This window comes from Acidovorax sp. Root217, from assembly GCF_001428645.1.
GTDB lineage: Bacteria > Pseudomonadota > Gammaproteobacteria > Burkholderiales > Burkholderiaceae_C > Acidovorax.
The window spans coordinates 489,729-502,679 of record NZ_LMIH01000006.1 but is presented as its reverse complement, the minus strand read 5'-3'; the positions used below and the strand labels follow the sequence as shown (position 1 = coordinate 502,679).

The window sequence follows — 12,951 nt, the reverse complement described above, 5'->3', positions numbered from 1 at the left end:
GCGCCACCGCCACGCCCCGCTACACAATGCCGCCCAGGGCAAACCAGCAAAGGAGGTGACGCTACACTCCTGATAGCAAAAAGCCCGCGCAAGCGCGGGCTCTGCGAGAAAGGTGCGGCCACGCCGCCCAACTTCAAGCGGCCTTGCGCTCGGCCCGCACGGCACCGCCCTGGCGCCATTGGGCCATCAGGCCGTCCCACTTGGGGCGGGCCGTGGCCAGGTGGCGCTCCTTCACATGGCCGTAGCCGCGAATGTCTTCGGGAATGCGCGCGATGTCGACGGCCAGCCCCAGGTTGTCGGCCGTCAGGCCCTGCAGCAACTCGTCGATCGAGGCGCGGTACTCCACGATCAGCGCGCGCTCCATGCGGCGCTCCTCGGTGCGGCCAAACACGTCGAACGCGGTGCCGCGGAGGCCCTTGAGCTTGGCCAGCACGCCGAAGGCGCTGCGCATCCACGGGCCGAATGGCTGCTTGACCAACTCGCCACGGTCGTTCTTCTTGGCCGTCATGGGCGGTGCCAGGTGGTGCACCAGCTTGTAATCGCCTTCGAACATGTTCGCGATTTTGTCCGTGAAGGCCTTGTCGGTGTGCAGGCGCGCCACCTCGTACTCGTCCTTGTAGGCCATGAGCTTGAACAGATAGCGGGCCACCGCCTCCGACAGGCGGGTGCCGGCGCCCAGCTTGCCCTCGGCGGCCCGCACCTTTTCCACGAAGGCCGTGTACTCGGAGGCGTAGGCGGCGTTCTGGTAACCCGTGAGGAAGTCCACACGCTTGGACAGCATCTCGGTCAGCGAAGGCTTCTTGACGAACTCGATCACCTGCGCGGCCTGGAACAGCGACTGCACGGCCTTGAGGTCATGGGCGCAGCGGCGGCCCCATTCGAACGCTGCCTTGTTGTTGTCCACCTGCACGCCATTGAGTTCCATGGCGCGCATCAGCGAAGCGAACGTCAGCGGCACGCGGCCTTTCTGCCATGCGTAGCCCAGCATCAGCGGGTTGGTGTAGATGCTGTCGCCCAGCAGTTGGGTGGCAACCTGCTCGGCATCGAAGCTGCCCACGCCACCGGCCCCCACGGCCGCCTCGATGGCGCTGTCGCAGTTGGCACCGGGGAACTGCCAGTTCGGGTTGGTCACGAAGGCCGCCGTGGGCGTGCCATGCGTGTTGAGGGCCACGAAGGTGCGGCCCGGCTGCATCACGGCCAGGGTGTACTTGTGCGCGGCGACGATGGAATCGCAGCCGATCACCAGGTCGGCCTTGGCGGTATCGACCTTGGTGGTGTAGATGGCCTCGGGGCGGTTGGCGATCTGGATGTGGCTCCAGGTGGCGCCGCCCTTCTGGGCCAGGCCACCGGCGTCCTGGGTGATGACGCCCTTGCCATCCAGGTGCGCGGCCATGCCCAGCAAAGAGCCGATGGTGATCACGCCCGTGCCGCCCACGCCGCCGACCACGATGCCCCAGGCCGTCTCGGCCACCGGCAGTACCGGGTCCGGGATGGCCGGCAGGCTGGCCAGGTCGCCCTTCTTTTCCTTCTTGGGCTTCTTGAGCTTGCCGCCTTCCACCGTGACGAAGCTCGGGCAGAAGCCGTTCACGCAGGAGTAGTCCTTGTTGCAGGTGCTCTGGTTGATGCGGCGCTTGCGGCCGAATTCCGTCTCCACCGGCTCCACGCTCAGGCAGTTCGACTTGGTGGAGCAATCGCCGCAGCCCTCGCACACCAGGTCGTTGATGACCACGGTCTTGTCCGGCGTCGCCAGGGTGCCGCGCTTCCTGCGGCGGCGCTTTTCGGTGGCGCAGGTCTGGTCGTAGATGATGACCGTGCAGCCCTTGATCTCGCGGAACTGGCGCTGCAGCGTGTCGAGTTCGTCGCGGTGGTGCACCGTCACGCCTTCGGCCAGCGCCACGCCGTCGTACTTCTGCGGTTCATCGGTCACGATGATGAGCTTGACCACGCCCTCGGACTTCAGGCTGTTCATGATCTGCAGCACCGAATGGCCCTCGGGCCGCTCGCCCACCTGCTGGCCGCCGGTCATGGCCACGGCGTCGTTGTAGAGCACCTTGTAGGTGATGGTGGTGCCTGCGGCGATGCTCTGGCGGATGGCCAGCAGCCCGCTGTGGAAGTAGGTGCCGTCGCCCAGGTTGGCAAACACATGCTGGTCGGTGGTGAACGGTGCCTGGCCCACCCAGGTCACGCCCTCGCCACCCATCTGCGTGAAGGTGGAGGTGTTGCGGTCGGGCATCCAGTTGGCCATGTAGTGGCAGCCAATGCCGGCCACGGCGCGCGAGCCCTCGGGGACGCGGGTGCTGGTGTTGTGCGGGCAGCCGCTGCAGAACCAGGGGGCGCGCTCGCCCGTGTCCACCTTGAGCTCGGCCATCGCGCGCTCGCTGGCCTCGATGACGGCGATGCGCGAATCCATGCGCGCGATGATGTCGCTCGACACACCGAGCTTCTTGAGGCGCTTGGCGATCGCCTTGGCGATGATGGCGGGCGTCAGGTCGGCCTTGGCGCGCAACAGCCAGTTCTGGCTGGGGTTGGGCATGGACCATTCGCCGCCGGTGGCATCGCCCTCGGGCTCGTCGAACTTGCCCAGCACATGGGGGCGCACGTCCGAGCGCCAGTTGTACAGCTCTTCCTTGAGCTGGTATTCGATGACCTGGCGCTTTTCCTCGACCACCAGGATCTCCTGCAGGCCCTGGGCAAAATCGCGCGTGATGGTGGCCTCGAGCGGCCAGACCACGTTGACCTTGTGCACGCGGATGCCGAGCTGGCGGCAGGTGTCGTCATCGAGGCCCAGGTCCACCAGGGCCTGGCGCGTGTCGTTGTAGGCCTTGCCGCTGGCGATGATGCCGAAGCGGTCGTTGGGCCCCTGGATCACGTTGTAGTTGAGCTTGTTGGCGCGCACATAGGCCAGGGCTGCGTACCACTTGTAGTCCATGAGGCGCGCCTCCTGCTCCAGCGGCGCGTCGGGCCAGCGGATGTGCAGGCCGCCGGGCGGCATCACGAAGTCCTCGGGCATCACGATCTTCACGCGATCCGGGTCCACCGAGATGCTGCTCGACGATTCGACCACTTCCTGGATGGTCTTCATGCCCGACCACACGCCCGAAAAACGGCTCATGGCAAAGGCGTGCAGACCCATGTCCAGGATTTCCTGAACGCTGCTCGGAAAGAACACCGGCGTGCCGCAGGCCTTGAAGATGTGATCGCTCTGGTGCGCGGCCGTGCTGCTCTTGCTGATGTGGTCGTCGCCGGCAATGGCGATCACCCCGCCATGCTTGGCGGTGCCGGCCATGTTGGCGTGCTTGAACACGTCCGAGCAGCGGTCCACGCCCGGGCCCTTGCCGTACCAGATGCCGAAGACGCCGTCGAACTTCCTGCTCTGCGGGTACAGGTCCAGCTGCTGCGTGCCCCACACGGCCGTCGCGCCGAGTTCCTCGTTCACCCCGGGCTGGAAGACGATGTTGTTCGCCGCCAGGTGCTTCTTGGCGGCCCACAGGGATTGGTCGTAGGTACCCAGGGGGGAGCCGCGATAGCCGCTGATGAAGCCGGCCGTGTTGAGCCCCTCCATCGCATCGCGCTGGCGCTGCAGCATGGGCAAGCGAACGAGGGCCTGCACCCCGCTCATGAAGGCCCGGCCACTGTCCAAGGCGTATTTGTCATCCAGAGTGACAGTTTCTAGGGCCTTGCGGATGTGCTCGGGCAGTGGTGCGTTCATGGCTATGTCTCCAATGGCTTTTTTGTGGGGTACGCCCCTTGTGAGGGCGGGGTTCACGGCCGCGCCACACGTTTAGTGCAGCGCCTCCAATGTGAGATAAGTGTATGCCTGCTCCGCTGATAAGTCTTTGCGTTGTGTGCCGCATTTGCGCTATTCTGAGAAAGGATCTTTCTTAAATTGGTCATTTTGTGAACACTCTCGACAAATTCGACATCGCCATCCTCAACGAGCTGCAGACCGATGCCCGGCTGACCAATGCCGAGCTGGCCCAGCGCGTGGGCCTGTCGGCCGCGCCATGCTGGCGCCGCGTGCGTGCGCTGGAGGAAGAAGGCTTCATCAAGGGCTACCGCGCCGAGATCGACCGCAACAAGATCGGCCTCGGGGTGCTGGCCTTCGTGCGCCTGGACGCCGACCGCAGCACGGGCAACCTCACGCGCGAGATGGAAGACGCGATCGCCCTGATCCCCGAGGTCGTGGCCTGCCACTACATCAGCGGCACCGGCACCTTCGAGCTGCAGGTGGTGGCGCGCGATCTGGAGAGCTTTTCGCAGTTCGCGCGCAACGTGCTGCTCAACCTGCCGAATGTGAAAGACATGCACACCAGCTTCTCCCTGGGCGAAGTCAAGGCCAGCGGGGCGCTGCCGCTCACGCACCTGGCCCGGACGAAATGATGACGCTACTGATTTTGTAGCAAATTGCATTGGATGGACATGCGCCAGGGTCTATTTTTGCCGGATATCGGCGCTGACATGCCGCTGCGCACAGGGCTGGTACGCTGCCCGACGCCCTGCAAGGTAACAAGGCGTTCGGGCGTGGACTCACCACAGGGTGTGCTGTATAAGCCAGCGACGCCACGGCACAACCACCGCGGAACCACCCAGCTGCCGCGCGCACCCCCTCCACGACCGGTGCGCTTTGCCGCAATGCTCAGGGGTTGCGCGTTGGCCGATGGGGCTAAAAATACGATGGCTTCTTTGGTACCGGCCGGCGGCCTGTCGAAGGAAGTCCCAAAGAGGGAGCGAGCGGCATGATCATCTGGGGCATTTTTTGGGGCGCGGTGCTGAGTTCGTGGTTTGGCGGCCATGGCGACTTCGGACCGTTCGTCGGCGCCATCCTGGGCTTTTTTGCCGGGCTGTCGTTGCGCTGGGCGGTGCGCTCCGCCATTCGTACCGAGTTGCAGGCGCAGGCTCCGAAGGCTGTCGCACCGCCGGCTGCGGCGGCGCCCACGGCCGAAGACCGGGCACAAGTGGCCTCGCCCTCACCGCCCCCCCCGCCGGCGACCCTGGACGAACGCCCGGACACGGACGATCCGTTCTGGACGGGCGAACTCACGCCGCACGGCCTGCCGCTCGTCCCGACCTCGGCCTCCACCTTGGCTCCGGTGCCTGCACGGCCCGATGCACTTCGCCAGCCCGCCCCACCCAACCCCTTGGAGCAGGCCGTGCTTGCAGCCAGGAACTGGCTGCTGGGCGGCAACACCATCGTGCGGGTAGGCCTGGTGATTTTGTTCATTGGCCTGTCCTTCCTTGCACGGTATGCCGCTTCGGCCGGGCTGTTGCCGGTCGAATTCCGCCTGGCTGCGGTCGCAGCTGTGGGCATTTCGCTGCTGGTGGTGGGCTTTCGCAAGCGCGCTGACAAGCCCGCTTTTGCGCTGGCCCTGCAGGGCGGTGGCGTGGCGGTCATGTACCTCACCGTGTTCGCCGCCTTCCGGCTCTACGGGCTGCTGCCACCGCTCTATGCCTTCGGTCTGATGATCGCGGTCTGCGCGGCTAGCTGCGCGCTGGCGTTGCTGCAGGACTCGCGCGCACTTGCCGTGGCTGCGTTTGCCGGTGGCTTTGCCGCACCCATCCTGCTGTCCACGGGTCAGGGCAGTCATGTGGGCCTGTTCAGCTACTACACCCTGCTGAACCTGGCCATTCTCTTCATTGCGCACAAGCGCTCCTGGCGCATGCTCAACGTGGTGGGCTTTGTCGCCACCTTTGGCGTCGCCTCGGCATGGGGTGCGCTCAAGTACCAGCCCGAGAACTACGCCAGCACGCAGCCCTTCCTTGCGGGCTTTGTGCTGATCTACCTTTGTGCTGCCATCCTCTATGCCCGCAACACACCCACCAAGCTGGGCAATGCCGTCGACACCATGCTGGTCTTCGGTACGCCGCTGGTGGGTTTTGGTCTGCAGGCCGGGCTGGTACAGCCTTTCGAGCTGGGCGCCGCCTTCTCCTCAATGGCCTTTGCCGCGCTGTACCTGGTGACAGCGACAGTGTTGGCGCGCCGCGCGCTGGACAGCTGGCGCCTGCTCGTCGAATGTTTCATTGCCGTTGGCGTGGGCTTTGCCACACTGGCCGTGCCGCTGGCGCTGGACGCTCAATGGACGTCTGCGGTCTGGGCGCTCGAAGGCGCAGGCGCTTTCTGGGTGGGCATGCGCCAGGCCCGCTGGATGCCGCGCGCATTCGGGCTTGTGCTGCAGGTCGTGGCCATGCTGGCTTTCCTGGGCAGCACCTCCAGCATCTCGCCGCTGCCGCTGGTCAACCCTGCCTTCCTGGGCGCGTTGCTGATCGCGCTGCCCTCGCTGCTGCTGGCCTGGTGGCTGCGCCAGCCGCTGCCGCACAGCGGCTCGGCCTGGGCCCGGGGTTATGCGGGTCTTGAGGCGCGGCTGTCCAACCCGGCCTATCTCTACGGCTTTGTGTTCTGGTGCCTGGCCTGGCTCATGGAAATCACGCGGCGTGTGCCCGGCCTGGAAGCCGGCCAGTGGCCCATATCGGTGTTCTCCGAACAGGTGACCGGACTGTTGGCCATGCTGGCCGTCGTGCTCAGCGCCGCGCTGTCGATGGTGCTGGGCCTTCGCACGCGCTGGGCAGTGGCTACCTGGCCGGCGCGCGGCACCGTTGCCGTGCTGGCGCTGGGGTTGGTCGTGCAGGTGGCCGACGGCTACCGCGTGCTCGCCACCCCCGCCTGCGCCGTGTGGCCCATCGTGCTGGCGCTGCATGTGTGGATGCTGCGGCAGACGGACCGCCTGCAGGTGACGGCCGATGTGGATGGCAAGCCAGGTGCGCCCACCTCGCTCGTTGGCTGGTTCCATGCCGCCACAGCGTGGCTGGTGACTTTGCTGCTGGCCGACTGCCTGTGGTCCGGCATCGGCAAGGCTGAGCTGTGGCGTACCTCTTGGGCCGGTGTGGTCCTGCTGGTCAGCGCCATTGCGGTGTTGATGCTGCTGGCGCTGTGGGCGGGTCGTGGCAACCGGCTGGCAGCGCGTGCAGCACTGCCATGGCCGCTCAACCCACATGCCGAGGCCTACTACTGGCTGGCGGCCCTGCCCCTGGCGGTGATGGTGTTCTGGGGCGCGCTGTTAGCGGCAGTGCATTCGTCGGGCCACACCGCGCCGCTGCCCTACATTCCACTGTTCAACCCCACCGACCTGACGCTCGCGCTCGCGCTGGGCGGCCTGGTGTTTTGGCGGCGGGTACTGCTGTCGGCGCTGCCGCTCCCGGCCCGCTCGGGCTGGGTCACCGGGCGCCATGCGCTGCAGGCGTTGGCGCTGCTGGCGTTCATCGTGATCAACACCGTGTGGTTGCGTGTGGCCCACCACTTCTTCGGCGTGCCCTGGGGTGCGTCGGCGCTGTTCGACAGCTTCGTGGTGCAGACCGGTTACGCCATCCTGTGGACGCTGCTGGCGCTCAGCATGATGGTGCTGGCGCACCGGCGCGTGCAGCGTTCACTGTGGCTGGTGGGCGCGGGCCTGCTGGGCGGGGTGGTGGTCAAGCTGCTGCTGATCGATTTGTCCAATGCCGGCGGTGCCGAACGCATCATTGCCTTCATCGCCGTGGGCGCGCTCATGCTGGTGGTGGGCTACTTCGCGCCGTTGCCGCCCAAGGCGGATGCCCGCGCGGAGCCTGCTGCGCCACCGCTGGCGCCATCGCAACAAGAAGCACTACTCCCATGAAGCCTGTCGCTCTGAACCTGCCCCTGGCACTGGCCGCTGCCGCCCTGTCCCTGTGTGCCAGTGCGGCCCACGCGGTGACCGATGCCAACAACCCTGCGGCCTACGCCATCCGCATTCCCGTAACGCTCGCGGCCGATGCGCCGCTGCAGCGCATGCTGCTGCCCGCCGAGGTACTGGTGCGCCTGCAAAGCCCGGGCTACGGCGACCTGCGCCTTTTCAACGGCCCGGGCCAGCCCGTGCCCATGGCACTGGCCGGTGTGGCAGCGGCCAGCGCCCCCGAGGAGTCAGTGACCTTGCCCGCTTATCCCATCCTGGGCGCTGCCAGCGCGGGGACGGCAGGGCTGGAAGGCCTGTCGCTGCGCATCGAGGAGCGCCAGGGCCAGCGCGTGGTGCAGATCGACAGCGCCGGCACAGCAGGTCCTGCAGCCACACAAACCGTGCGGGGCGCGTTGCTCGACGCGCGCGATGTGCAGCTGCCCGCGAACCGCATGGCCCTGGACGCGGATCTGCCAGCAGGCCAACCCGTGACGTTCCAGGTGCAGGCCAGCAAGGACCTCAAGCACTGGCACCCACTGGCCGAGACCGTGCTGTACCGCGCCGACGCTGCGGTGGCACCCACGGCACCAGGCCGTCTGGGCAGCGAGCAGATCGACCTGCAGCGCGCCGACCTCAAGGACCACTACCTGCGCGTGACCTGGGGCGACGCTGCCGTGACCTTGCGCGGCGTCAAGCTGGCTACCTCGACCAAAACGGGCCCGCGCGAGCGCGTCAGCGCCAGCATGGCGGTGCCGCCACTGGGCACCAATCCGCGTGAACTGGTGTTTGCGCTGCCGTTTGCTACGCCAGTCGCCGCGCTCCAGATCAAGCCGCCCGGCAACAATGTGCTGATCCCTGTGCGCGTGCTGGGCCGCAACCACCGCGAGCAGCCCTGGTCGCCGCTGGCGAGCGCGGTGGTCTACAGGATGACCATGGCAGGCAAGGAGCAGGCCAGCGGCCCCATCGAGCTGGGCGGCGCCTCGGTGCGCGAGATCAAGATCGAAGCCGACCCCAAGACCCCCGGCTTTGCCGCCGCGCCCGAGATGGCGCTGCAGTTCGAGCCCGCGCAGCTGGTGTTCCTGGCCAGCGGGCAAGGGCCCTTCACACTGGCGGCTGGGCTGCCCGGCGCCAGCGCGGCGGCCAGTGCCTTCCTGCCCCTGGCCAGCCTGGTGCCGGGCTACCAGCCCGCTCAGGAGAACCAGTTGCCCATGGCACTGGCCGATGTAGCGCGGGCCGACATCACCGGGGGCAAGCCCAAAGACAGCGCGCTGGTGTCTGCTGCAGCCGCCAGCAGCGGCATCTCCACGCGAAGTGCCGTGCTGTGGGGCGTGCTGCTGGCAGGCGTGGGGGCGCTGGCGCTCATGGCCTGGCTGCTGCTGCGGCAGACCAGGCGGGCGGGCAACCACGCACTGGCTGAGCCCACCGATGCGGTGTGAAGATGTGCTGGGGGAGGAGACAGGCCTGCAGTCGGCTATTTGGCGCTGACCCAGCACGGCCACTCCAACCGTCGCACAATAGGGGGGCATGCCACCATTGCCGTCCCACGAAAGCACGCGCAGCGTCGCACCCGAACCCGCCCCCACCAACGTGAGGGCCGGCACTGCGCAGGGAACCACAGAAGAAGCCACAGCCGCCCAGCCCGGTCCGACCGCCGAGCAGCGGGCCTCGCTGTCCACCCTGGCACCACTCTCGGTGCCCGTGTTCCGCATGCTCTGGCTGACTTGGGTGGCGGCCAATACCTGCATGTGGATGAACGACGTGGCGGCCGCCTGGCTCATGACCTCGCTCACCACCTCACCGATCCTGGTGGCGCTGGTGCAGTCGGCCTCCACCCTGCCGGTGTTCCTGCTGGGCCTGCCCAGCGGCGCGCTGGCCGACATCCTGGACCGGCGGCGCTACTTCATGGCCACGCAGTTCTGGGTGGCCGCCGTGGCGCTGGTGCTGTGCGCGGCCGTGCTGGTCGGCGGCATGACGGCGCCACTGCTGCTGGGGCTGACCTTTGCCAACGGCATCGGGCTGGCCATGCGCTGGCCGGTGTTCTCCGCCATCGTGCCCGAGCTGGTCAGCCGCGCCCACCTGCCTGCGGCCCTGGCCCTCAATGGCATCGCCATGAACGCCTCGCGCATCATCGGCCCGCTGGTGGCCGGCGCCATCATCGCCAGCGCCGGCAGCGCCTGGGTCTTCGTGCTCAACGCGGTGCTGTCGGTGGGCTCGGGCCTGGTGATCATGCGCTGGAAGCGCGACCACGTGCCAAGCCCCCTGGGACGCGAGCGGCTGCCCAGTGCCATGCGCGTGGGCCTGCAGTTTGTGCGCCAGTCGCCGCGCATGCGCGCCGTGCTCTGGCGCATCTCCATCTTCTTCCTGCACGCCACCGCCCTGCTGGCCATGCTGCCCCTGCTGGCCAAGGGCCTGGAGGGCGGCGGCGCGGGCACCTTCACGCTGCTTCTGGCATCCATGGGGGCGGGGGCCATCGTGGCCGCCATGTTCCTGCCGCGCCTACGCCAGGCCATGCCGCGCGACGTGCTGGTGCTGCGCGGCACCCTGCTGCAGGCGGCAGCCACTGGCGTGATGGCCGTGGCGCCCAATGTCTACGTGGCCGTGCCCGCGATGCTCGTGGGTGGTATGGCCTGGATCACCACGGCCAACTCGCTCAGCGTGTCGGCCCAGCTGGCGCTGCCCAACTGGGTGCGGGCACGCGGCATGTCCATCTACCAGATGGCCATCATGGGATCGACCGCCCTGGGGGCTGCCGTGTGGGGCCAGGTGGCCACGGTCACCAGCGTACACGCCAGCCTCGGGCTGGCCGCCGTCACGGGCACCATTGCCATGGTGGTCGTGCAGCGCCTGGTGGCCGACCGCAGCATCGAGGAGGACCTGAGCCCCTCGCAGGCCTTCAAGGCCCCTGTGGCGCCCACCCCGCCCGAGCGCGGGCATGTGGTGGTGACCATCGAATACTTCATCGACCCGGCGCGCGCCACCGACTTCCGCGCGCTGATGCAGGAGAGCCGCCGCAGCCGCCTGCGCCAGGGCGCGCTCTCGTGGCAGCTGCAGCACGACATCGCCGACCCGGCGCGCTACGTGGAGCAGATCGAGGACGAATCATGGACCGAGCACCTGCGCCGCTTCGACCGCGTCACCGCCTCCGACGTGGCGCTGCGTGAACGCAAGCTGGCCTTCCACCTGGGCGACGCCCCACCTGTGGTCTCGCGCTTTGTGGTGGAGCGCTGATCTCTCGGTCTGCTTGCGGCGCTATGCCCCGCTCTGCGCAAAGCTGCGCCGCAGAACCCCCAGCAGCATGGAGCGCAGCAGCGGCAGCAAGGGGTCGGCCGGGGCAGGCCCGGCTTTGAGCGCCCCATCCAGGGCGGTGCCGTGCACGGCCACGGTCGCCGTCACCTCGGCACACCAGCGTTCTGCGAGCCGAGCAGACTCCTGCACCGGCACGCGGGCCTGGTGCGCGATGACCAGGTAGCGGGTGCAGGCCGCTTCGGCAATATGCCGCAACACCTCCTCGGCCGCGCCCTTCTTTTGGAAACTGCGCAACACCCAGGCGGTGGTGCCGCCGAGCAGCGCCCCCAGGGCCGTGCCGGCCCCCAGCGTCATGCCGCCAGAGCCTATGTCGATCAGCGCTCCAACCTTGGCACCCGCCGCAGCGCCTGCGGCGGCGCCGGCGGATGTGCCAAGGACCATCGCCGTTCCATCCGCCTTGCGCGCTGGCACCCCATGGGGGCCAGAAGGCGCCGGCCCTTGTGGCACGGCACCATGCCCATGGAGCGACCACAGCACGGCATCAAGCGCCTGCACCTGCTGCGCATAGCGCGCGGCATGGTCATTCGCGCCCCCACCCGCGCTGAGGCTGGCAACAGCGCGCAGGTGCTGCGCCAGGGCCTGCAGCGATGTTTCAAAGCGCTCTTCATTGCGCGCCACCCAGGCCTGGCGCAGCCTCCCCAGCGCCGGCTGGTGCCGGGGCAGCAAGGCGCCCAGGCGGTCGAACAGCGCCGGCTCCAGCACCCAGCTCTCGGCGAACTCCTGCCAGCGCAGTTCCAGCAAGGGCGCTGCCTGCCAGGCAGGGGGAACAGGTGCGCCACCCGGCACGCTGCCCCAGGCCAGTACCGCATCGACCGGCTGGCTGTCGGCGGTTCCGGCGGCGTCAACGAAGCGAAGGCGATCACCCTGCGCACTGTGCACCACCCCCTGCTGCGCGTGCCAGGCCACAATGCCGTGCAGGGCGGTGGCTTGCGCGGCGTCCGAGGACTGCAGCCCGACAAGGATGTCGCTCGGCATCCCCTGGCGCACCGTGTCGAAGGCACTGTCCTGCGGGTCGATGCGCAATGACCGGGTCAGCCGGGCCTGTTGCCAGCGCGCCCAGGCCACCAGGGCCAGCCGAGGCAGCACCACGACGAGGGCCAGCAAACCCACGTACATCCACACCCAGCGGCTGCCTGCGACGCCTTCGCCCGCAAAGTCCTGGGTGGCGGCGATGTCCTGCAGCGAGAACGGGGCTAGGCCGACCAAGGCGGTGAGCGGCCAGAAAAGCACCGTGACGATGGCGTGCACATGCCCGGCATCGAGGAAGGTGCTTTCCCAGCCGAACTGGTAGCGAACGACCAGACCCCGCAGCAGCAGCGAGGACGCGATCCCCGCTGCCCAGGCCGCCGCACACAGGTGCAACACGCCTGAAGTGCGCTGCGCGAAGAGTCCTGCGGTGTGGGCGAACCATCGCTGATGGAATTGCGCCGCGATGCGGGCCGTCAGGCTCCGCCGCCCCGCGCGTGCGCTGGGCGCGCATACCCAGTGGCACAACGCCGGCATCGCCCGCATCACCCGCTCGCCACCGGTCGGTGGACGCGCGGCACGGTAGGCGAGCAAGCAATACAGGGCCAGGTTCCAGGCAAGCACCAGCAGCAGCGGGGCCGAGAGCAGGTCCACGCGGTGCGCGTTGGCGATGCGGTCGATGGCCAGCCCCAGCAGCAGGGCGGCCAGGGGCAGGGCGCGGGCCAACCACTGCAGGCGCACACTGGGCCGCTCCAGCGCCGCAATGGCGGCGTCCCTGCCACTGGCACGCGCGACGATGGCGGCAGTCCGGTCGAGCACAATGTCGCCCACGTCCACGCGCTGCACGCCGCGCTCGCGGGCCGCAGCGATGGCGCTGCGTGTGGCATCGTCGATCTCGGCCTGGCCGATGAGCGTGCGCTCGGTGTCGACATGCTCGATCGCCTGGGCCAGCACCACCGTGCGCAGTTGCTGCTCGGTCACGCGCATGCCGCTTTAC

Annotated in this window: 6 protein-coding genes; 4 read left to right on the top strand and 2 right to left on the bottom strand. The window is 68.1% G+C overall.

The features are described from left to right. Nucleotides 1-133 precede the first annotated feature (133 nt). On the bottom strand, nt 134-3,709 hold the full coding sequence (locus ASE31_RS06275; protein WP_057200654.1) for an indolepyruvate ferredoxin oxidoreductase family protein: 3,576 nt from the start codon (nt 3,707-3,709) through the stop codon (nt 134-136). Between the two features lie 188 nt (nt 3,710-3,897). On the opposite strand from ASE31_RS06275, the gene ASE31_RS06270 reads away from it, so the two are divergent. The 4 genes from ASE31_RS06270 to ASE31_RS06255 all read left to right on the top strand — a co-directional run bounded on the left by ASE31_RS06270 (nt 3,898) and on the right by ASE31_RS06255 (nt 10,910). Further along, nucleotides 3,898-4,380 (top strand): Lrp/AsnC family transcriptional regulator, encoded by a 483-nt coding sequence (locus ASE31_RS06270; RefSeq protein WP_057200653.1) that lies wholly within the window; start codon nt 3,898-3,900, stop codon nt 4,378-4,380. Nucleotides 4,381-4,736: 356 nt separating this feature from the next. Further along, nucleotides 4,737-7,646: a DUF2339 domain-containing protein gene (locus tag ASE31_RS06265; RefSeq protein ID WP_057200652.1), complete on the top strand. Its 2,910-nt coding sequence runs from the start codon at nt 4,737-4,739 to the stop codon at nt 7,644-7,646. Then, nucleotides 7,643-9,118: a DUF3999 domain-containing protein gene (locus ASE31_RS06260; protein WP_057200651.1), complete on the top strand. Its 1,476-nt coding sequence runs from the start codon at nt 7,643-7,645 to the stop codon at nt 9,116-9,118. The genes ASE31_RS06265 and ASE31_RS06260 overlap by 4 nt, the downstream gene beginning before the upstream one ends. Nucleotides 9,119-9,206: 88 nt before the next feature. Then, nucleotides 9,207-10,910: an MFS transporter gene (locus tag ASE31_RS06255; protein ID WP_057200650.1), complete on the top strand. Its 1,704-nt coding sequence runs from the start codon at nt 9,207-9,209 to the stop codon at nt 10,908-10,910. 21 nt (nt 10,911-10,931) lie between these two features. Here the strand turns inward: ASE31_RS06255 and ASE31_RS06250 are convergent, their stop codons facing one another. Next, nucleotides 10,932-12,941: a DUF2868 domain-containing protein gene (locus tag ASE31_RS06250; RefSeq protein ID WP_057200649.1), complete on the bottom strand. Its 2,010-nt coding sequence runs from the start codon at nt 12,939-12,941 to the stop codon at nt 10,932-10,934. Nucleotides 12,942-12,951 lie beyond the last annotated feature (10 nt).

Coding starts and splice junctions, on each gene's coding strand:
- ASE31_RS06275 (WP_057200654.1), bottom strand. CDS start 3,709: ATGAACGCACCACTGCCCGAGCACATCCGCAAGGCCCTAGAAACTGTC.
- ASE31_RS06250 (WP_057200649.1), bottom strand. CDS start 12,941: ATGCGCGTGACCGAGCAGCAACTGCGCACGGTGGTGCTGGCCCAGGCG.
- ASE31_RS06255 (WP_057200650.1), top strand. CDS start 9,207: ATGCCACCATTGCCGTCCCACGAAAGCACGCGCAGCGTCGCACCCGAA.
- ASE31_RS06260 (WP_057200651.1), top strand. CDS start 7,643: ATGAAGCCTGTCGCTCTGAACCTGCCCCTGGCACTGGCCGCTGCCGCC.
- ASE31_RS06265 (WP_057200652.1), top strand. CDS start 4,737: ATGATCATCTGGGGCATTTTTTGGGGCGCGGTGCTGAGTTCGTGGTTT.